The organism is Paenibacillus sp. sgz302190, from assembly GCF_059820445.1.
In genome coordinates, this window is sequence record NZ_JBZYAO010000046.1 from 41,574 (window position 1) to 62,967 (window position 21,394).

The following is a 21,394-nucleotide window of genomic DNA, read 5'->3' on the forward strand; positions in this document are numbered from 1 at the left end:
CGGCGAATCCGGTTGCTTTAAGCAAATTGTTCCATCGCTTGTGTGACTTCGTCGAACAAATCCGATACGCTTTGATCGGTTGCTGTCGACGAATCGAAGCCTGACAGCGCATTTTTGATCGTATAGATCGTTTTGGCCGCGCTGCCGGTGCCGGCACTATTGGCCGACTCGCCTGAGCCTGATTCGATGGAGTCAAGCGAGCTCAGCTTGTTTTGGATGTTGGCCAAAATCGATTTCTTTTGTTCCGTCGTAAGCGTATTAGCGGCGTCATTGCTTTGTTCGGAATCTTCCTGAGAGCCGTTCAAGCCCCAGGCAAAAGGAGGCGTAATCCCGCCCATCGCTTTCATCATCGGCGGCAGTCCGGGTCCGCCTGCGGGCGGTTGAGCGTTATCGCCATTGAATGAAGGGCGGGAGCTTTTCAGCGTTTGCATCACTTCGTCGAACAGATCCGATACCTGGGAATCGGTCGCACTGGAGGCGTCGAATCCGGACAGCTCGCTTTTGACCGTTGCAATGGCATCAGTCGCGCCGTCAGCGCCATTACCGCTCGAATCGCTTGTCTGGGAAGCGGAGAGCGAGCTCAGCCTCTTTTGCATGTCGGTCAACATCATTTTCTTTTGCTCCGCCGTCAGCGCCGTATCGTTGGAATCGGAACCGTAGTTGCCTGTCGATACTGGAGCCTGGTTCTGGCAGCCCGATAAATAATCCATCATCTCCGGGCTCAGTTGTACGGAATCGGAAGCTGTTCCTTGCTCTTTGTCCGCTGAACTTTTGGAGGTCGGATGATGGGAGTGATGGCGGCCTGTGACCGTATTCGAGCTGTCCGACTGCGTCGTCGAATAGGAAGAACCGGTACTGTAAGGATTGATGGATAGGGACATGATTATTCTCCTCTCTTTTTCCATTCGCTAATGCGGAAAGCCCACAGGATATACATCGGACGGCAATATGAATGCAGGGTGAACACTAGTTGAATGTTTACTGAGGATTGGCTTAATATATATGGGAACGCCGGTTGACAGAATCGGCAGTTGCTACCCATCCTATTTTACCGCGAAATGTGTTTGGGAGTTGCTGCGGCTGCGGACGAGGACTATAATAGGAGCAGCAGTACAAGGAAACGGAAGGAAAGAGTTGAGGAAGCTGGATCAAGCGGCGTACACATACAAATCCCTGAGCGAAGACGATACGGAAAAGCTGGCCCGCCTGCTTGCACCTTATTTGGAGCCCGGCACGGTCATTACACTGGACGGCGACCTTGGGGCCGGGAAGACGAGATTTTCCCAAGGCTTCGGCAGAGCCATCGGCGTAAGTGAAATCGTGAATAGTCCGACTTTTACGATAGTGAAAGAATATGAGGGGGCGCAGCTCCCTTTTTACCATATGGATATGTATCGCATTTCGCAAGAGGAAGCCGACGAGCTGGGGCTGGACGAGTATTTTTATGGCGGCGGCGTCACGCTGATCGAATGGTCGGTGCTGATCGAGGACCTGCTTCCGCAGCAAAGGCTTGGCATATTTATTGAAAATTCGGGCGATCCATCCCGCGTGTTCCGGCTGACGCCGCACGGAGAGCCGTATACGGCCTGGTGCCGACAAATGAAGGAGAACGGACATTTACAATGACAGAAACGACACGACAAAATTCAGGATATTGTCTGGCTATGGATACATCGACCTCCTCGATGACAGTGGCCTTACTGCGCGGCGGCGAACTGGTCGGAGAGCAGCATTCCCAGGCGGAACGCAATCACTCGATCGGGCTGCTTCCGCATATTCACAAGCTGCTTGAGGCGCACGGCCTAAGACCGCGCGATTTGCAATCCGTCGCTGCCGGAATTGGGCCGGGCTCCTATACCGGGGTCCGGATCGCCGTTTCCGTAGCCAAAACATTGGCATGGTCGCTCGGCCTTGATTTGCTCGGTGTCTCCAGCCTCGAAGCGATGGCGCTTGGAGGCGCTCACACGTTGGCCCAAGAGCAGGAGAGCCGCGGCGCGCAAGGGCCGGCCTGGATCGTGCCGCTCATGGATGCCAGACGGACGCAGGCGTTTACGGCGGTCTATGAAGACCGCGGCGTTGCGGGCTCGGGTCAAGCCGGGCCGGACGTGTGGCGGGAAATGATGCTTGACGGCATACGGCTGATGGGCGCGTGGACCGAACAGCTGCTGGCCCTCGCCGCGGAAGCCGGACAGGCCCCGGGCCAAATTGTTTTTGTAGGCGAAACAGAAAGTTTTGCGGCTCAAATCGAGCGTTTCACGGAGCAGTGGACGACCGGCACGGTTCGCACGCTTGCATACCGAATAGAAGCCGAGTATATCGGCCGCTTGGCCTTTCCTCGCTTTGCAAATGGGGAAAAGGATGACGTTCATTCCTTTGTCCCGAACTACACGCAGCTGCCGGAAGCGGAAGTCAAGCTTTTGGCAAAGGCGCAAAAAGGGGAGGATTGACGATGGAGCGGCAGCATGAGCATTCGCAAGAACCCGGACCCTCGGTCGAATTCCGTTCCATGCGTCTGGAAGATATTCCGTTTATTTGCGAAATCGAGCAAGAAGCGTTTACGACTCCGTGGACCGAGGGCGCCTTTCACAATGAGCTGACGAACAACCAGTTCGCCCGCTATATGGTTCTCGACGTCTCCGGCGAAGTAGCCGGTTATGGCGGCATGTGGCTGATCATGGAAGAAGCCCATGTGACGAATATCGCGATTCGCCATACGTACCGGGGGCAAAAGTTCGGTGAGCGACTGCTGCGTGAAATGATGCGGACGGCGGCCTTCTTGGGCGCCATCCGTATGACGCTGGAAGTGCGGGCTTCGAATTTTGTGGCGCAAAGCCTGTATGAGAAGCTCGGCTTCCGTTCGGTCGGTCTAAGAAGAGGTTATTATACCGATAACCGCGAGGACGCGATCATTATGTGGGCGGATCTGCCCAAGTCCAAGAAAAGAAGCGACGGTCTCGAAGCCGGAGACCGCATGGAATAGGTGAACCAATTGACAACGGAAACGAACGTACAACAGGAAGCGGGTTCCGCAAAGCCTGTCTATATTATGGCGATCGAAACGAGCTGCGATGAAACATCGGTGGCTATCGTCGAGAACGGCAAAATCATCCGGGCCAACGTCGTGTCCAGCCAGATCGAAACGCATCAGCGCTACGGCGGCGTCGTACCGGAAGTGGCGTCCCGCAAGCATGTGGAGTCGATTACGTGGATGCTGCAGGAAGCGGTGCAGGAAGCGGGAGTGCCGCTGCGGGACTTATCCGCGATAGCCGTCACGCAGGGGCCCGGGCTCGTAGGCGCGCTGCTGGTGGGCGTAGTGGCCGCGAAGGCGCTTGCTCTGTCGCTGGAGCTGCCTTTGATCGGCGTCCATCATATCGCCGGGCACATCTACGCCAATCAGCTCGCCCATGAACTGGAGTACCCGCTGATTGCGCTCGTCGTCTCGGGCGGCCATACCGAGCTCATTCATATGGAGGGCCCGGGGCAGTTCCGGATCATCGGCCGGACTCGCGACGACGCCGCGGGCGAAGCGTACGACAAAGTCGCGCGGGCCATGGGCCTGCCATATCCGGGCGGCCCTCATGTCGACCGGCTTGCCGGCGAAGCCGACCACGAGATCCAGATGCCGCGGGCCTGGCTCGAGGCGGACTCCTACGACTTCAGCTTCAGCGGATTGAAATCCGCGGTGCTGAACGTCGTGAATCAGTCCCGGATGCGCGGCGAAGCGCTGCAAACCGCGCAAATCGCCAAAGGCTTCCAAGAGTCGGTCATCGACGTCTTGGTGGAGAAGGCGAGCCGCGCCGTACGCGAATACGGCGCCAGGCAGCTGCTGCTCGCGGGCGGCGTCGCCGCGAACAAAGGGCTGCGCAGCCGGCTGGCCGAGCGCGCCGGCGAGCTGGGCGTGCCGCTGCTCGTGCCGCCGCTGAGCCTTTGCACGGACAACGCCGCGATGATTGCCGCCGCGGCGTTTCTGAAGTGGCGAAAGCGCGAGTTCGCCGAGCTGGACCTGAAGGCGGAGCCGCTGCTCAAGCTCGAAGAGTGGTAAGCCGGCCGGGGGCTCGGCCTCCGAGTGGAAAGACGCCTCCAAGCGAGGCGTCTTGTTGTAAAAAGGGGTGAACGATGCTCACCCCTTTTTAACGTTTCGTCAAGCTGTCACGATACTCACAGATTGCTGGCCACCCTTTTGCCAAGGCCGCTTGTTCTTTTGCCGTCCAGCGAACGGTGCCGCCGTCTGTGAAGTGGCTTGACTGCCTGTACAACAACGACCTTCCAACCGTAAAAACCTGCGAAAGTACATGTTTTTTCGATGGAAACGGTCGGTCTTGGGGAAAAGCCTGCAATTGTACAGGAATTTCCGCTGATGAGGGGGCTAGACCCCATGTATGGGCGGAAAAGCCTGCAGATTTGCAGGAATTTCCCGCTGCAGGCGCATAATGGAGCAAAAGGATGCACTTTTGCAGGCTTTTCTGCTCATTGCATTGCCAAGCAGATGCACCAGCTCTAGCCGCAGGGGGATTTTGTTCTCGGATTGGCTCGGAGGGCCAGGCAGATTAGTTGAATAATTGTGTACGAGGCGGTTTTACAGGTATACATATCTCGCAATAATCGTTGTATATCATATCGCCTGTGTATCTTTCAAAAATCGGTTTGTTGTCAATTTGATATCCGCTGTTTTGTAAAGACGGAAAAATTTCAGCCCATGCTTTTTGAATGTCTTCTGCCGTATGTTTGATTTTGCAAGTAACATAGTTTCCGCCGGAAAGTTCACTTTCGCAAATGGAATTATCCATTTGATAATCGTTGGAAATGACCATACAAGCATCATATCGACAGTTTTCAGGAAGTGTCGTTTCCGGGTTATCTTGCGGAATTCCCAGCAGTATAGCCGATTCGCCAAGCAGATTTTTCTCCTTGGCCCATTTTTTTAATTTTTCCATTGCATGAATGTTTCCAGGGCCATAGGGACCTACTTGTCGCACATACGCGATGCGATATTTTGGAAGAGTTTCGACTTTAAGATTCATATTTTCTTTGTCCTCTCTGTATGATATTTCTTACATTCCGAATGCTAACATGATATAAAAATATAATCACTTGTTTTTTTTAAAATGCTAAAATGCCCCCATACCGTTTACAGTCATGTGCGGGATCATACCCTTATCCGGAGGAGAGGGCGATCTATGAATATATCGATTATCCAGATGAATCCTGTTTTGGATGCTGTTATTAGAAAAGCTCCCGAACTTAAAATAGAGCATTATTATATAGGCGCGGGTTGCATAACTCAAAGTGTTTGGAACCGCCAATGCGGGTTTCCGGTTAATAGAGGTATTAAAGACATTGATTTTGTCTATTTCGACTCGGACCTATCGTATGAAAAGGAGTGCGCGGTCATAGAACGAGTCAAAGGTCTGTTCGGCGATCTTCCAATAAGTGTTGATGTCAAAAAATCAAGCGCGTGTCCATCTATGGCATGAGCAACATTTCGGTTACGCGATAGCTCCGTATCTTTCGCTTGAAGAGGCAATTAATACTTGGCCTACAACAGCTACTGCAATCGGATTGAGAAAAAATGAAAACGAAACATGGAGATTGTACGCGCCTTTTGGATTAAATGATTTATTCGGTTTAATTGTAAGGGCAAACAAAGCCCAAATCACAAAAGAGATATACGGAAAGAAAGTACTTCGGTGGAAAACGAACTGGCCGAATCTTACTGTACTCCCATGGGATTAAATGCGGCTGCCTGGCTTTTTATTTCACGTTCGGGATTGCGAGGCTTGGAGCAGCATTGAGTGTCAATATAAGCTGTTGAAGGCGTTGTTCAACCAAGGTTTATCGGTATCGCGGCCTATGGGTTGGGGGTTGGAGAAAAATTCCAATCAAGTATTGTTAACCGGTTTCGATGGTTCGCCGGTGATGAAAGTAAATCAGTCTATACTTATTTATTTTGCGAAAATATTATCCGATATTCATAGGTTTCCTCCGGAAGATTTAGGTGGTTAAGAACATATTGAAGAGCAATAAACATTTGAACCAAAACCTGATTTGAAAACCAATCAAAGAACGCGGGAATTTCTTAGTCAACTACAATAAGGTCTGGATTTTAACGTTTTCTGAAAGGAAGCAGAAATGAAAATATTAAAGATCGCTTGGCTGTCCTTATTTGCTTTATCTGTACTCACTTTCATTACCGGTATGAATATACACCCACTAATCCCTTACCAGGATCCAACTCCAGAGATGTTAATACAACAAAACAATGCGACAAATTTGGCCGATCGTTTTTTCCTGATTAGTTTGGCTCTGCTAATAAGTTCGATTTGTACATATATCATCTGGTCATTTTTGCGGAAAAGAAAGAAAAATTCAGATCGATTACGATAGCATCTACTTCTGCATGAGAACGAGCACTCACTACAATGAAACTTTTTCCATATATGTCGCGTCTAAATATTTGGATTTTGCTTATGGGAATTTATACCACCCAATTAGGAGGAGCATTTCATGCAAGCAAAAAGTAAAAGTAACAATCGGTTTGTACGACCATTGCTGTTGGCCGCGGTACTGACCGCTGCGTTCGGTTCTTCGGCCTATGCCGAATCGACACCCGCCGGAGTGCAGACTGCCGATCGCATGCATGTAGAAACAGGGGGTGTCGACGTTGCATATAACGACAACGGAGACATTTGGTACTGGGGAGGGTCTCCGAATGGGAGCACTCCTGTCCGAGTGGGTCAGATGAAAGATATTGCCCAAGTGTATCCCGGAGGGCTCAGTATGTTTGTTAAAAAGGATGGAACGGTATGGAGATGGATGACGAGTCCGGATCCGAACCGCTCCTACTTCGAGAAAGGAAAAGAACCGCAGCAACTTCCCGAATTACACGATGTAAGCAGGTTTGAAGCCGGATTCGGCTTTCAAGCAGCCATGCTCAAAGACGGTACCGTCTGGGTCTGGGTGCCGATTCCTTCTTTGTCTTCGGAATATGCTGCAGGCCACGGAAAGCCAGTGAAGCTTGAAGGCGTCCATGATGCGGTTTCCATCGCACAAACGAATAATAAATTGATCATTCTGAAGAAAGACGGTACGGTATGGCAATGGAATAAGGATACGTCAATTGCCAACTTGTTGAACATTGACCCTGCCAATATTTCGCAAATCAAGGGCTTTAGCAATGTCGCGAGTATTGCGGTTCAAAGTTTCTTCGTCGGTCAAGATGCCGTATTGGCTTTGAAGAAGGATGGAACCGTCTGGGGCTGGGGCAGTAATGAACTTGGCCGAATCGGCCTTAAAGAGCACAAGTTTTATGATGTCGCCGAACCGATACCCGGATTGACGGATGTAGCGAAAGTAATATCCGGAGGGTACGGCCAATTTGCAGTCAAGAAGGACGGATCTGTCTTAAGTTGGGGTACCAATACAGGTCAACTAGGCCTCAGCGAACCGAAAATTTACGAGCCGACACCGGTTCCGGGTTTAAAGGATGTGGTCGATATCGTCGCTGATATCGATTTCTCCAGCGTACTTAAGAAAGACGGAACCGTCTGGACACTTGGGCCCAATAACGTGGTGTCGGGGGGCCGCCTTGAGAGTAACCCCACTTCATTCCCGACAGAACCGAAGCGTGTCGAGGGTTTGAAGGATGTAGTTGCTATCGCCGGCTCATTCAGCCACACCGTTGCGGTTAAGAAGGACGGAACCGTCTGGACTTGGGGCGTGAACAGTTCCGGTCAATTGGGGGATGGAACCACGACTTCACGCACGAACCCGATCCAAGTGAAACTGGATTAGAATTGATGTCGGGATCGGGGATCGGGGCTGTTACCCGGGAATGGATTGAATAATTGTATACTCTTCCATTTTATTAGCGAGGGCATCCATCTGCTTTTCTATGGCGGTTAGATGCTCTCGGTAATGGAAGATGCTGAAATACGTTTCAAGACCGCCGGATGGCTTTAAAACAGCGTATTAATTCGCATATATGGCCCGGAACCGCAACGCCTTTCCTAGATTATGGAATAATTAATCCAATCCCCTTGAACGCCCCCCATTTTTTCAAAAAAACGTTGAGCTCGTTTATTATCAGTACCTGTTATCCAAGTCATATGAGCGTAGCCGTGTTCCCGCGAGTAATTTTGACATTTTAAAAACAATTGTGATTCAACTTCTGTATCTCTGTATGGCTCAATGAGAAAAAGATCGTTCATTAAAGCAATTTTATCTGCTTTCATTGTGCTGAATGTAAAGTACAACGTAGCGAATCCGACTAATTTTCCGTCTTTTTCCGCTACAAATTGTATACCCAGTTGAGTTTCTAAAAGAGTTTGAATCAAACGATGTATCTTTTCAATGTCCGGTCTAGGTTTTCGATAAAAACCAACTATGTATTCATACATTAACTCGGTTAAATTGTTTACGTCATCCGGCTCGGCGTTTCTTATGACAAGAGACATGGGGGCTCCTCCTAATTGTTTATGATGAATAAATATACACCATAACGAATTATTATTCAATTCTTGGATGAGAAAAGTCTCTATAAGTTTGAATCTTTTTGGGAGGAATAAGCTTGGCAGAAATAGAAATTCGATGAAGTGATATCTGCTGTCGAGAAAGGAGCCTTCCATGTCAAAATCGTCAGAATCCACATCTGAGAAGCAGTGCCCCGAATGTCAAAAGCCTATAGCATTAACAAAAGGTTATGCCCTGTGGTGTGAACACTGTAACTGGAATCTGCAAGCTGATTCTTTCTTGACTAAGCCTGCTGATCTATTTGAAAAAGTTTATCTATCAATCGGGAATAAGCTTGGTCTCAATTTGCTTAACTCATTTATTGAATCAAAACATCAAGTTTCTTCTATGTCATTGAGCAAAATATGCACGCTGCTATTAGCAGCTTGTGTTCATGTATTAAGTATTGGTGCATTTTTGATTGGTGTTTACCTGCTTGTGCAAAGTTACCCCAACTGGATAATGATGTTGTTAAGCTTTGTGATTCTTTTGTTCGCTTGGTATGCGAAACCTCAATTGCCAAAGCTGGAAAGAAACACACTCTCAAGAGCCGACTTTCCGGTTTTGTATAAAGTAATTGATGATATTGCAATCAGCATGAATTCGAACAAGGTTTCCGGAATTATAATCAACGAGGAGTTCAATGCATCATTTTACCAAGCAGGATTTAAACGAAAAAAAATCGTACGCCTCGGCCTGCCATTGTTATTGATACTTGATAAGCAAGAATTCGTCGCACTGGTTGCTCACGAACTCGCTCATGGAATCAATGGGGACTCGAAGCGTGGACTTGTGGTTGGCACCGCCATTGATACATTGAACGGTTGGCATGAAATAATGCGTCCTCTTGATGTAAGGGGCAGCATCTTTATGATAATTCCTAATGCCGTACTTTGGTTCGCAACCAAAGTGATTGAACTATGGCTTTATATCCTTTGCCATCTGAACTGGCGTAATTCCCAGCGTGCCGAGTATTTGGCTGATCAGTATGCAGCAATAACTGCAGGTAAAACATTCAAGATGTCCTTGCTTCACAAGCTGCATTTGCGAGAAATGTTTCAATTTTCCGTATTAAAGGTGATCAATACGAAGCAAGATGGCCATTTTTTTGAAACGCTGCAGGAGTACATCCATAATATGCCCGCTAAAGAGTTGGAAAGAATTAAACGTATCAAAGCAGCATCCGGTTCAAGACTGGATGCATCCCATCCGCCTACAGGTTTCCGAATAATCTATATTCAATCATTAGATGATTCACAGCCTTTATATGAATTGAAACAAGAAACATATGAAGCACTGCTTCAAGAATTAAACACACTAAAAGCGCCTATTGAGAGTACATTGTTAGCGAATTATCGCATGCAGTATATGCAGTAATAGAGCCTTTACAAGCCAGTGCCGCCATTGGGCCGCGGCTGGCGGCAGCCTACGGCTTGAAAAAATCGGATGGGCTTTTGCCCGTAATCAGCTTGCACACCTGGCTGAAATATGTCGTGTTGTTGAAGCCGACCATTTCGCTTACCTCGTAGACCATATGCTGGCCGGATTGCAGATGTTCGATCGCTTTGCCGATGCGGTAACGGTTCAAATAGGTGACGAAATTTTCCCCGGTCACTCGCTTGAACAGCGCGCTCAAATATTTCGGATGGACGAACAAATCTTTGGCGATGGCCGCAAAGCTGATCTCCCGCATGTAATTTTGCTCCACATATTGTTTGACGCTGCTTACCAGCGGATTGCTCTTTTTCCCCGATAGCTCTTGCGCGGCGCACTGCATCCACTCGCTCACCAAACCGTTCATCCACATGGCCAGAGGCTTCAGCGTATAGTGCTGCTGGATTTCCTGCAAAAATTGCGACATCGTGCGCGGCGGCTCGATCAGCGGAAACTGATCGTTCCAGTACTGGGTCAAGGAACTGAACAAGGTCACGCATACCGTCTGGATGTCGGTGAGGGAAATCCCCGGGCCGCCCAGCATGCGGTCATAAATCGACTGCCAGATTTCGCCGGCTTTGTTCCAATCCTTTGCGGCCAGCGCTTCGCTCCAGTGATGCAGCAGCGGAGCCAAATGATCCGCAGCCGTCTGGTACTCGACGTAGTCGCGGAACTGGTACACGGTGCTGGAATCGTGAAACTCCAGCGCTTCGAGCGCTTCCCGGCTCTCCAGATAGGAGTCGATCAGCTCGTTCAGGCTGTTTTTTACCGAGCCGACCCCGGCGGAAGCTTCGATTTTCAAATAAATTCTGATTTTCTCGATGGTCTTTTGGGCAATTATTTCAGCCGCGCCGTACAAAATTTCCTGATCGGCCGTCCCGCTGAGCAGCGGCAGAACAAACAGGTGATCGGAATAATCGAGCACATGACCGCTCAGGTCCGGATAGGCGGCAAGCTCTTCCTTGATCATTTCCCGGACAATATTGCCCGCGCCGAATTTCAGCAGCTGCCAGTCGCGTTCCTTTAGCTTCGAGGCGAAGGAGGGGCGCGCGATGCGCAGGCTGACGGCAATCACCTTTTGCGGCCGGGGGATTTCCAAATATTCCAACCGTTCCGGCGGAAGCTCCCCTGGGGAATAGCGGGTCGTTAAAATTTCGAAAAACAGCTTTTCCCGCAGATAAGGCAGCATCAGGCCGATTTCCCGCCTGTAGTGCTCCTCCAGCCGCTGCTTTTGCTCGATCACATCCAGCTCCTGGTTAATTTCTTTCACAACCGCTTCAATCTCGCTTACACTGGAGGGTTTTGTCAAAAAATGATTCACGCCCCAGCGCATTGCCTGGCGCGCATTTTCGAATTCCTCGTAGCCGCTCAGAATAATGATCGGGATGTGCGCGTTTTCTCCCCGGATCGACTGCACGAGCTGAATGCCGTCCATGCTCGGCATGAATACATCGGTCATCAGCATATCGGGCCGGAGCGATTTGTAAGCTTCAAAAGCTTCTATGCCGTCCTTCGCCGTTCCGGCAATGCGGATATTCATCGAGGCCCAATCGACATGCTTGGACAAGGCTTTGAGAATAGCTTCCTCATCATCGACAAGCAAAATTGATCTCATGAATTCTCACCATCCAACCATTGTTTTAACTGCTCTTCGCTTTCGATGACCGGCAGCAGAATCGTGACGAGAGCCCCGCGGGGTTCCCTGTTGGACATTTGCAAACCAAAGCGCGGGCCGCAAAACAGCTGGATGCGGTTGTGCACATTGCGGATTCCGATCCCTTTGGATTTCTCCATATCCCAACCTTCAGGGAAGCCTTCGCCGTTGTCGCTCAAGCGGATTTCCAGCATTTTCGAATGGCCGGGCCCCTGGATTTCGCCGATGTCCAGCCGGATTTCGAGAGGTTCGGCCGGATCTTTGGGCTTGCCGTGAATGGCCGCATTTTCAATGATCGGCTGCAAAATAATTTTAGGTATATAGTAGCTCTTCATGTGCGGCTCTATATGCTCGGTAAAGATGATGGCAAAAGGCAGCCGCTCCTTTTGGATGCTGACGTAGCAGCGGGCGTGTTCAAGCTCGTCCCGCAGCCGGATGAACAGCTTGCCCCCGCTTAAGCCGATATGCAGCAGTTTGCCGAGCTGATTGATCATAAAGCTGATATCATGCGCGTTGTAATCCAGCGCCCGCCAGTGGATCATATCCAGCGTATTGTATAAAAAATGCGGCTTGATCTGCGCTTCCAGCAGGCTCGTCTGCGCCTCGCGCTTCGCCTTGCTTTCCGTGCGCACGCTCTCCATCAATTCCTGCAGCCGGGTTACCATGTGATTGAAGCCGAAGGAAAGCTGGACGTATTCCTCGGTAAACGAGCTTTTCACCTGGGCCCGGAAATCCCCGCGCTCCAGCTTTTTCATCTCGATCATCATCCGGCGCAGCGGCGTGATCATGTTTTTGACGAACACATAGACCAGCACCCCGGATACGAGCAGGCTGAGCCCGCCGATGCCGAGTACGTACCAGCCGGCTTTTTGGGTGCTGGCCAGCAGCTTGCTCACCGGAATGATCTGGACGAGCCGCCACTGCACCGTGCTTGGCTTGGAGAACATGACCAAATACGACTGGCCGCCTTTTTGATAAATCTCGGAGCCGTCGCTAAGCCCGTCCGAATGCTTGGACAGCCAGCCGGCGTCCGGCACGGGCTCCTGATCGAACGCCGTCGAATCGTTGACCTGCACGATCACTTTCCCGGCTGTGTCGACGAGCAGCACCTGTCCGTCGAGCGACATCGGAACGTCGGCGAATTTGTGCAGCACATCGGCGGCCGACATGCGGATCAGCACGTAGCCGATCGTCTCGCCCTTGCTGTTGAACAGATGCTGGACGTAGCCGATCAGCGAATCGGGCACGTCGTTTTCCTGCTCCGACAGCCAAATCGCGTCCGCCTGTTTCAGTTTGCCGAACCAGGATTTCCCCGATATTTGACTGGTCGGAAAGACGAGATCCGTGGCGCTGTAGGGAGCGGCGTTGAAGGCGTCGGAATATATTTCAAGCGAAGAGATACCGTTGTTGACCACAAGGGAGTGATGCAAAATGTCCGAAATGTCCCGCCGGTTGCTGACGATTTCGAATTTGCTCGGATGCGGCGACTCCAGCTTTTCGACGATTTCCTTGTTGCTTACCGTGGAGTAGGCGATGCCGGAGACGTTCGTAATAAAATCGAAGCCCCGGCGGGTGTTTTCATTGAGCAGCGCAAGCCTGGCCCTGCTGATTTCGGTAAAAGTAACCCCGGAAAAAGCCTGATAGGCCAGACCGATAATGCCGATCAGCACGAGCAGGTTCAAGCATATAAAACAGGTAATCATCAACGTGGAAAGCTTGCTCCGCTTCAAAACGGCCTTCATCTGCATCCAGAGCGCTCGCATCATGCTAGTATCATCCATTCTTGTAGGCAAATTAATTCCGATTTTAGCCCTTAATGCCGGATGTCGCAATTCCTTCGACAAAATATTTTTGACAGACGATAAAAATAACGAAGCAGGGGATCAGCGACAGGACGGACATGGCGAACATAGGTCCCCAATCCGACTGCGAGCTTGCATCCAGAAACAGCCGCAAACCGAGCGGAACCGTGTAACGGCTCACTTCGCTCAAGTAAATGAGCTGGCTGAAAAAATCGTCCCACGTCCACAAAAAGGTGAAGATGGCCGTCGTAATCAGCGCCGGAAGCGCCAAAGGAATAATGATTCGGGTGTAAATCCGGATCGGGCCGCAGCCGTCGATCGTCGCCGATTCGTCAAGTTCCCTGGGCAAACCGCGGATAAACTGGATCGTCAAAAAAATAAAAAACGCGTCCGTTGCAAGCCATTTGGGCACGATTAACGGCAAAAAGGTGTTCACCCAGCCCAGCTTGTTGAACAAAATATATTGCGGGATCAAAGTAACATGATGCGGCAGCATAATGGTCATTAGCATCAGTCCGAAGCACAGCGCCTTAAAGCGGAAGTCAAGTCTGGCGAATGCGTAAGCGGCCATGGAGCAGGAAATGACGTTGCCGATCACAGCGAATATAGAGACGATCAGCGAATTGGTCAAAAAGGCGGAAAACGGATTGCCGGCTGCGCCTGCCCAGCCTTTCGAGTAATTGTCCAGCACCCATTGTCTGGGCCAGATCCATATTTCCGTGAAAATCTGATTGGCCGGCTTGAAGGAGCTGCCGAGCATCCACAGCACGGGATACAGCATGACGAAAGCGATGGCGATGATCAGCGCATGCTTGAGAATGGGCAGTCTGCCCGTTGTCGTTTCCATAAGCTATTTCCCTCCATCCTCATAGTGCACCCAGGATTGGCTTGTTTTAAACACGAACACGGTCATAATGCCGATAATGACGAGCAGCACCCAGGCCATGGCCGAAGCATATCCCATTTGGAAAAACGAAAATCCTTTTTTGTATAAATACAAGGAATACATCAGGGTCGCATTGATCGGTCCGCCTGTGCCGTTGCTGATGACGTACGCCTGAGTGAACGATTGGAAGGAAGAGATGAGCTGCATGACGAGATTAAAGAAAATAACCGGCGTAAGAATCGGAATCGTAATCAAAAAAAACTGCCGCGCGGGCTTCGCGCCGTCGACGGCTGAAGCTTCATAAAGTTCTACGGGAATTTGCTTCAAACCGGCCAGAAAAATAATCATGGAAGAGCCGAACTGCCAGACCGACAGCATAACAATCGAATACAGCGCATATTTCGGGTTGGACACCCAATCCGGAGCCTGGATGCCGACATGCAGCAGCAACTGGTTCAGCAGGCCGTCGCCGCCAAGCATTTTGCGCCATAGAATGGCAATGGCTACGCTGCCGCCGAGCAGCGAAGGAATGTAGTACACAGTGCGGTATATGCCGAGGCCGCGGATGCCTTTATTCAGCAGCACGGCTACCCCGAGGGCAATCGCCAGCTTGAAGGGAACGGACAAAAATACATAGATAAAGGTCACCTTGAGCGATGTCAAAAACAGCGGGTCTTGAGTGAACAGCGTCGTGTAGTTGGAGCCGCCGACCCATGTCGGACTGTTTAAAATCGTATAGTCGGTAAACGAAAAATAAAGCGATGCCAGCATAGGGCCTACCGTCAGAACAAGCACTCCGATAAACCAGGGGGCCAGAAACAACGCGGCAATTCCATTTTGCCGGTTACGCCGTTTCGCTCTCGCCTGCAATTGTGCAGCCGACGCGATGGAAGTGGTTGATGAATTCATGATCGTGTCCGCCTTCTTTATAAGAATACGGTAACCGTAAAGCGGGTTTACGGTTACCGGTTGGCTGTCCTTACTTGTTTTTGCTCAATGTTTGATTCGAGCTTGTGATGAATTGATTCGCGACATCGTCGATGGAAGCTTGGCCGAAGCCGACTTTTTGCGCCGATACGGTGAAGTTTTTGTCGATTTCCGCAAAGCCCTGCGGGTATGGCGGATCGATGTTGCTCGAATTTTTGGAAACCGTATCGATAAAGTCAAAGATCATCTGATCGCCTTCCGAGAGCGATGCTTTCAGCTTCTGGCGAATTTGCGCGTTGATCGGCACGCCGCGCTCGGAGCCGAGAATTTGCGCCGCGTCAGGGTCGTTGGCGAGGAAATCGATCACCATTGCGACTTCCGTAGGGTGGGCGGATTTGGCGTAGCCGGAAATGAACATGCTTGGTTTCAAATATTCGCCGTTTTTCTTTTCGCCTTCAAGGTGAGGCAGAACTTGCACTTTGATTTTGTCATTCTGATTTTTGATGACCTTCTGGAACGTGTTCACCTGGTTGGAGAAAGCGAAGTCCATGGCTGCGGTGCCCAGGGAAATCGGTCTCGTCTCCAGCGCGTTCGTCGTCGCCGCCGTAATCTCGGGCGTAGTGGCGCTGCCGTTTTTGCGCATACCCGCCCACATGTTGTACCATTCGGTCAGCATATCTTTCGTAAAGCCGACCTGGTTGTCTTTGAACATCGACGCGCCATGCTGTCTGACAAACAGCTCGAACATGTTCGTCGTGCCGGCGACATCGATCGTGCCGAAATATCCCTTGCCTTTGGCTGCGGCGATTTTTGCGGAAATATCCTGAAAATCTTTCCACGTCCAGTTTTGCTGAGGCTCGGCGATGCCCAGTTCTTTAAATACGGAGGCGTTGTACACGACAGCCGGAGCGTTCACGCCCAAAGTTACGGCATACAGCTTATTGTCTACGGTACCGGCTGTAATCATGCTTTTGTCCAGATCGGCCGTCTTCAGTTCCTTGTCCATATACGGATTTAAATCAAGCAGCGCACCGCGCTTGGCGTAATCGGTCAAAAACGCGTAATCCATCTGAATCAGATCGGGGGCGTTGGCGCCTGCAACCTGAGTGGCGATTTTGTCAAAATAGCCGTCCCATCCTGAGTACTCAGGCTTGATCGTAATATTGGGGTGCTTTTGCTCAAACAGCTTGAGCGCTTTCATAGTCAAATCGTGGCGGGTTTGCGAGCCCCACCAGGTCATGCGCAGCTCGACCTTTTTACCGCTGTCCGCCGGTTTGGCCGCGGAGTTTGGAGTGGTGGCGGAACCGGCTTGTCCTGTCGATGGCGCAGCTTGATTGCCGCCGGAAGAACAAGCGGTTAAAGCGGTTACAAGAAGTAGACTGGCCATGGCTGCGGTGCTTTTTTTAAACATAGATACCCTCCTTATTTGTGTCAACGCTTACATTTTAATTGTATACCGTTTTCCCGGATTGGACATAAAAAAAAGTAAGGTGTTCCTTCAAAAAGGTAACCTTCTTGGCGCGCGCCCGGACGGCGCATACTGTCCAGGGGAAATGAATTGTACCAACCATCCGGGAAAATGTCACCGCAAAAAAATTGGAAAATAGAGTATTGACTTTGCAAGATACGCATATTATAATCACATCAATACTTTCAAACGCAATGAACGGGATTAGTAAGGATGAACGGTTTCGCTCAGAGAGCTGCGGATTGGTGTGACGCAGTCGAAACGTTGCCTGAACTCGCCCTGGAGCGGTAAGACTGATAGGGATGCCAAGGATCCGGCAGCCAGGCAGGTCTTGACGGTTGACCCCCGTGATCGGGTACATGAGTGGTTTCGAGCTTGCTCGGAACAACAAGAGTGGTACCGCGGAAGGCACAGCCTGTCGTCTCTTAGTTTAGAGACGGCAGGCTTTTTTGGTTTTTCACATATACGATAAACGCGATGAACAAGAGTAGTAAGGGCAAGGTTAACGGCACAGAAAGCTGCGGGACGATGCGACGCAGACCGGGGCCGCCCTGAACTCGCTTGGAAGCGGTCATCCTGACCGGCCCGAAAAGGCCGCTAGGGATGGACGGTTAACCTCCGTGACCGGGTGACGCCGGGCGGCCCTAGATGCCGCCGGCGTCCGAGGTGGGCTTCTTTCAGGAAGTCAACAAGAGTGGTACCGCGCCGGGCTTTGGACCTGTCGTCTCTTTGATGGAGACGGCGGGTCTTTTTTGTTACAGTCAGGCAGGGAATCGGCGAAAGAGGAATGGAACCAAAGGGCGCAACTGCAGTGCGCGAACGGTCCGTATCTTCAGTCCGATGCCGCCTGGCTGACGAATTCCGCGGGAGAACGGCCCGAAGTACCTGAAAACAATTTTTGCAAAATTCAAATTAAAGCAATGGCATATACATGAAACAACCTAAAAAACTTTGGAGGTAGTTGACTATGGAAAACAAAAATCGCCGCATTCGCATTTTTGACACGACGCTGAGAGACGGAGAACAGGCTCCCGGAGCTTCCCTGTACCCGGAGGAAAAAATCCGCATCGCCAGACAGTTGGCCAAAATGGGCGTGGATACGATTGAGCCGGGCTTCCCGATTTCCAGCCCTGGCGATTTCCAGGCCGTGCAGCAAATTTCCCGTGAGCTGCAAACGGTGGAGATCTGCGGCTTTGCCCGCGCAGTGAAGGCGGATATCGACGCCGCAGTGAAGGCGACGGAAGACGCGGCTATGCGCCGCATTCATATGTTCCTCTCCTCCTCGGACATCCACCTGGATTTCCAGCTTCGCAAATCGCGCCAGCAGGTCGTGGAAATGGCCCGCTCCATGGTCGCTTACGCCAAGCAATTCGTAGATCGAGTCGAATTTTCGCCGATGGACGCGACCCGTACCGGCGACGAATTTTTGTTCGAAGTGCTGGAGGCCGTTATCGCAGAGGGAGCGACCATTTTGAACATCCCCGATACGGTCGGGTACGCGCTGCCTGAGGAGTACGGCAGCATGTTCCGCAGAGTCCGCGCCGGGGTCAGAGGCGGAGACACGGTCGAGTACAGCGCCCACTGCCACAATGACCTTGGGCTTGCCGTAGCGAACAGCCTGGCTGCAATCGCCGCAGGCGTTACGCATGTGGAAGTAACAGTGAACGGAGTCGGGGAACGGGCCGGCAACTGCTCGCTGGAAGAGCTGGTCATGGCGATTGAAACCCGCAAGCAGACGATGGGCGTGGAGACGGGCATCGTGCCGGGCGAAGTGTTCAATACGTCCAGAATGGTCAGCCGCATTATGGGCTTTCCGATCGCATTCAACAAGCCGATCGTCGGGCGCAACGCTTTTCAGCATGAAGCGGGCATTCACCAGGACGGATTGCTCAAAAACCGCAGCACGTACGAAATCATGGATCCCGAGAAGCTGGGCATTCCGCGCTCGATGATCATTCTGGGCAAGCATTCCGGCCGCCATGCGCTCAAGCACCGCGTCGGCCAGTTCGGCATAGAACTGACTGCCGAAGAGCTGGATGCGCTGTACGACCGCTTCAAGGAAAAAGCGGATGCGCAAAAAGTCGTGACCGACGACCAACTGATGGAGCTTGTCGGCGCTACGGTCGAAGGGCAGGCGGAGGCGTTCACCCTGACCCATGTTCAGGTAGTCAGCAGCAGCGACCGCAACCGGGTTGCGTCCGTCGCGGTTCGCCATAACGATACCGGCATGGAGCAAGTATACTCCGGCACAGGCGAAGGGCCGATCGAGGCGATCGTCAACAGCTTGAAGCAGGCGATGCCGATGCCCGTTGAGTTCTCCGACCTGGAGCTGCATTCGTTGTCCACAGGAGAAAGAGCTACCGGAGAAGCGGAAGTTACCGTGACGGTGGACGGCGAAGTTTTCAAAAACACAGGCATCGATCAGGACGTTCTCGTCGCAGTGGCCAAAGCATTCGTATCCGCCTGCAACCAAGCGGTCCGGATGCAAAATTCAGCCGTAAAAGCGGAGGCTTCCCCGGCTTAACAAATTATTCACAATGCATGTGGGTAAAGTTATCCACAACCCATGTGCACAATGTGTATAACGTTCAACAAATCTACGGATACCAACGTTTTCAAAATCTTAATAAAAAGAATAACTTTCTCACAGATTTTTGTGAATAATGTGGATAAAAATGTGGAGAAAGCAAAAAAGCTTGATGCAGAGGCATATGATGCCTCTTTTTTTTGTGCATAAAGCTGTGGAAAAGTGAATAATCCCACAGGGCGGGTCAGGCCGAGGCGTGCCGCTGCGAATATGTTGGCTTTTGGATGAAAATGCTATATGAAAAAACGGGGGGACATGCGCATGAAATGCCGAAACCGAGCTTTGCTTGCCGGCATCGCCATGTTATTGCTGAATGCATCCCCAGCGGCAGCCGCAGTCACGGTCCAACCGGTTGATCGTACGGACTGGGCCGGGCAAGGGGGGTGTATGGCAAAACAGGTCACGGTCGTTTCGATACCGGGATTTTCCTTTTTGGAGCTGCAGCCGGAACGGTTATCCGCACTTCCCCATCTTGCCCGATTGCTGGATCAGGCTGCGGTCGGAGCGATGAATATTCGTACGCCGAACAGAAGGATGCAGGATGTGTACGCATCGATCGGGGCCGGCCAAACGGCTGTCGGGTCCGTTGAAGCGCAGGCGCTAGAGGCCTCTCAGGCGTGGCAGGGAACGAATGCGGCGGATTTGCTGCTGCGATACTCGGGGCGGTCCGGAGCGGAAACAAGCGGCGGCTTGCTCGTGCCCAAAATCGGCATGCTCCACAAGGCGAACAAAGGCCAATTTGCGGAAAGCGCGGCAGGAACTTTAGGCGGGCTGCTCAAAAGCCAAGGCGTCCGCCGATCCGTATTCGGCAGCAGCGATCTGGGCGCAGCAGGCCGGGACGAGCAAAAGCTGCGGAGATACGCGGCGCTTATGCTCATGGACGCTAATGGCGCTGTGGACAGCGGACAAGTCGGGGAAGAAACCCTGACGGAAGCTGTGGACAGACCGTTCGGCGTGAAAAGCAATTATCCACAACTGCTTAAAGACTGGGAGCAAGAGAACGGCATGGCCGCAAATAAGGCGGTTCCGGCGGAAAATCGGCAAAACCTGCAAAATCCGGAAAGCTTGGAAAGGCTTGAAAGCCCGGAAAACCGGGAAAACCTGCAAAACCTGCAAAACCTGCAAAACCCGCGAAACCCGGAAAACCCGGAAAACCCCCAACCCCCACAACCCCCACTCTTCGGCGTGACGCTGCTTGAACTGGGAGACTTGTACAGATTGTACGCGGATAAAGGGAGCTACGGAGAGGAGCGGTTTCGGGATCTTCAGCGGGAAGTGTTGTCGGAGATCGATGCTTTTTTGGGTGAACTGGTTGGGCGTATGGATGCGGGAATGCATTTGTGGATGTTCTCGCCCGAGGTGGGGCGCGATGCCGCCAAAGACAAGCTGCTGCTGTCTCCGCTTATTCGCTATTCCCCGGGGGGAATGGGAGGATTGCTGGCTTCGGAATCGACCCGGAGAACGGGGATCGTTACGTATCAGGACTTCACTGCCTCTTTGCTGGAGGAGTTCGGTATCCGGGAAGGGGCCGGAATGACGGGTCAAGCGGTTACCGTGCGTGAAGAGGGGCGGTCGCTGCCGAAGCTGCTGGATCAGCTCTCCGGCATTCAAACGGTGTACCGCTTGCGGCCGCTGCTGCTGTATCCGTTTGCCTCCTATGAAATTGCCGTGCTGCTGGTCAGCCTGCTGTATATTGCTCTCGTGCACGCAAAAATCGTTCGGCAAGGCTTGAAGGTGCGCCGCTTGATTCGGACAGCGTTAATGACTGTGCTGGCTGCTCCTGGCGTTCTGCTGCTTATGGGCTATGCGGTTGGGCCGCTGGCCGCAGCGGCTGGAGCGAGCGGGGCCATGGTCTGGCTTGCAGCGGCATTTGCCGCGGTTCTGCTGCCACTGTCGTACGCGCTGGAAAAAAGAAGTTTATCCGGCGCCATGATCGCGCTCGGATGCTGCACGGCCGCCCTGATTACGGCGGACGGCATGACGGACGCGCACGCGATGAAAGCTTCCGTGCTCGGCTACGATCCGATGATCGGCGCCCGCTACTACGGCATCGGCAACGAGTACATGGGCGTCCTGATCGGCGCCCTCGTCCTCGGCGTGACGGCGGCTTTGCAGCGCCGTCACGAGC

At 51.8% G+C, this 21,394-nt stretch carries 17 protein-coding genes, 1 pseudogene and 2 other annotated features; of the genes and pseudogenes, 10 read left to right on the top strand and 8 right to left on the bottom strand.

Annotated features, from left to right (window positions below; all coding sequences use genetic code 11):
* Positions 1-17 precede the first annotated feature (17 nt).
* Positions 18-881: a hypothetical protein gene (locus AC6RNO_RS32185; RefSeq protein ID WP_497107913.1), complete on the bottom strand. Its 864-nt coding sequence runs from the start codon at positions 879-881 to the stop codon at positions 18-20.
* A gap of 262 nt (positions 882-1,143) precedes the next feature.
* On the opposite strand from AC6RNO_RS32185, the gene tsaE reads away from it, so the two are divergent.
* The 4 genes from tsaE to tsaD are packed head-to-tail and all read left to right on the top strand — an operon-like array spanning position 1,144 to position 4,042.
* Entirely contained in the window at positions 1,144-1,626 is a 483-nt protein-coding gene (tsaE, locus tag AC6RNO_RS32190) for a tRNA (adenosine(37)-N6)-threonylcarbamoyltransferase complex ATPase subunit type 1 TsaE (RefSeq protein WP_474682279.1), read from the top strand.
* A 38-nt stretch (positions 1,627-1,664) separates the two neighbouring features.
* Complete coding sequence (gene tsaB / locus AC6RNO_RS32195; RefSeq protein WP_497107914.1) at positions 1,665-2,447, top strand: tRNA (adenosine(37)-N6)-threonylcarbamoyltransferase complex dimerization subunit type 1 TsaB; 783 nt, start codon at positions 1,665-1,667, stop codon at positions 2,445-2,447.
* A 2-nt stretch (positions 2,448-2,449) separates the two neighbouring features.
* Complete coding sequence (gene rimI, locus AC6RNO_RS32200; protein ID WP_474682253.1) at positions 2,450-2,980, top strand: ribosomal protein S18-alanine N-acetyltransferase; 531 nt, start codon at positions 2,450-2,452, stop codon at positions 2,978-2,980.
* A gap of 9 nt (positions 2,981-2,989) precedes the next feature.
* Positions 2,990-4,042 (top strand): tRNA (adenosine(37)-N6)-threonylcarbamoyltransferase complex transferase subunit TsaD, encoded by a 1,053-nt coding sequence (gene tsaD, locus AC6RNO_RS32205; protein WP_474682254.1) that lies wholly within the window; start codon positions 2,990-2,992, stop codon positions 4,040-4,042.
* 505 nt (positions 4,043-4,547) lie between these two features.
* Here the strand turns inward: tsaD and AC6RNO_RS32210 are convergent.
* A complete protein-coding gene (locus AC6RNO_RS32210; protein WP_497107915.1) occupies positions 4,548-5,021 on the bottom strand; it encodes a GyrI-like domain-containing protein in 474 nt (157 codons plus the stop codon).
* 156 nt (positions 5,022-5,177) lie between these two features.
* On the opposite strand from AC6RNO_RS32210, the gene AC6RNO_RS32215 reads away from it, so the two are divergent.
* The 3 genes from AC6RNO_RS32215 to AC6RNO_RS32225 all read left to right on the top strand — a co-directional run bounded on the left by AC6RNO_RS32215 (position 5,178) and on the right by AC6RNO_RS32225 (position 7,791).
* Positions 5,178-5,474 (top strand): nucleotidyltransferase family protein, encoded by a 297-nt coding sequence (locus tag AC6RNO_RS32215; RefSeq protein WP_497107916.1) that lies wholly within the window; start codon positions 5,178-5,180, stop codon positions 5,472-5,474.
* On the top strand, positions 5,437-5,733 hold the full coding sequence (locus tag AC6RNO_RS32220) for a nucleotidyltransferase family protein (protein ID WP_497107926.1): 297 nt from the start codon (positions 5,437-5,439) through the stop codon (positions 5,731-5,733). The genes AC6RNO_RS32215 and AC6RNO_RS32220 overlap by 38 nt, the downstream gene beginning before the upstream one ends.
* Before the next feature lie 771 nt (positions 5,734-6,504).
* Complete coding sequence (locus AC6RNO_RS32225; RefSeq protein WP_497107917.1) at positions 6,505-7,791, top strand: RCC1 domain-containing protein; 1,287 nt, start codon at positions 6,505-6,507, stop codon at positions 7,789-7,791.
* Between the two features lie 215 nt (positions 7,792-8,006).
* Here the strand turns inward: AC6RNO_RS32225 and AC6RNO_RS32230 are convergent, their stop codons facing one another.
* A complete protein-coding gene (locus tag AC6RNO_RS32230; RefSeq protein WP_497107918.1) occupies positions 8,007-8,453 on the bottom strand; it encodes a GNAT family N-acetyltransferase in 447 nt (148 codons plus the stop codon).
* A gap of 169 nt (positions 8,454-8,622) precedes the next feature.
* Here AC6RNO_RS32230 and AC6RNO_RS32235 point away from each other — a divergent pair, with 169 nt between their 5' ends.
* Positions 8,623-9,885, top strand: a complete 1,263-nt coding sequence (locus AC6RNO_RS32235; protein WP_497107919.1) for a M48 family metalloprotease — start codon at positions 8,623-8,625, stop codon at positions 9,883-9,885.
* Between the two features lie 49 nt (positions 9,886-9,934).
* Here the strand turns inward: AC6RNO_RS32235 and AC6RNO_RS32240 are convergent, their stop codons facing one another.
* The 5 genes from AC6RNO_RS32240 to AC6RNO_RS32260 form a co-directional block, all read right to left on the bottom strand.
* Positions 9,935-11,557, bottom strand: a complete 1,623-nt coding sequence (locus AC6RNO_RS32240) for a response regulator (protein ID WP_497107920.1) — start codon at positions 11,555-11,557, stop codon at positions 9,935-9,937.
* Complete coding sequence (locus AC6RNO_RS32245; protein ID WP_497107921.1) at positions 11,554-13,362, bottom strand: histidine kinase; 1,809 nt, start codon at positions 13,360-13,362, stop codon at positions 11,554-11,556. The genes AC6RNO_RS32240 and AC6RNO_RS32245 overlap by 4 nt, the downstream gene beginning before the upstream one ends.
* A gap of 40 nt (positions 13,363-13,402) precedes the next feature.
* Positions 13,403-14,245, bottom strand: coding sequence for an ABC transporter permease subunit (locus AC6RNO_RS32250; protein WP_497107922.1), 843 nt, complete (start codon positions 14,243-14,245; stop codon positions 13,403-13,405).
* A gap of 3 nt (positions 14,246-14,248) precedes the next feature.
* Positions 14,249-15,193 (bottom strand): ABC transporter permease subunit, encoded by a 945-nt coding sequence (locus AC6RNO_RS32255; protein ID WP_497107923.1) that lies wholly within the window; start codon positions 15,191-15,193, stop codon positions 14,249-14,251.
* A gap of 70 nt (positions 15,194-15,263) precedes the next feature.
* Positions 15,264-16,622: an extracellular solute-binding protein gene (locus tag AC6RNO_RS32260; RefSeq protein ID WP_497107924.1), complete on the bottom strand. Its 1,359-nt coding sequence runs from the start codon at positions 16,620-16,622 to the stop codon at positions 15,264-15,266.
* 242 nt (positions 16,623-16,864) lie between these two features.
* Positions 16,865-17,108, top strand: a binding site (T-box leader).
* A gap of 39 nt (positions 17,109-17,147) precedes the next feature.
* Positions 17,148-17,411, top strand: a binding site (T-box leader).
* Positions 17,412-17,646: 235 nt separating this feature from the next.
* Here AC6RNO_RS32260 and AC6RNO_RS32265 point away from each other — a divergent pair.
* Both AC6RNO_RS32265 and AC6RNO_RS32270 read left to right on the top strand, forming a co-directional pair.
* A complete protein-coding gene (locus AC6RNO_RS32265; RefSeq protein WP_497107925.1) occupies positions 17,647-19,203 on the top strand; it encodes a 2-isopropylmalate synthase in 1,557 nt (518 codons plus the stop codon).
* Between the two features lie 324 nt (positions 19,204-19,527).
* A pseudogene (locus tag AC6RNO_RS32270) lies at positions 19,528-21,394 on the top strand (hypothetical protein); the annotation flags it as partial.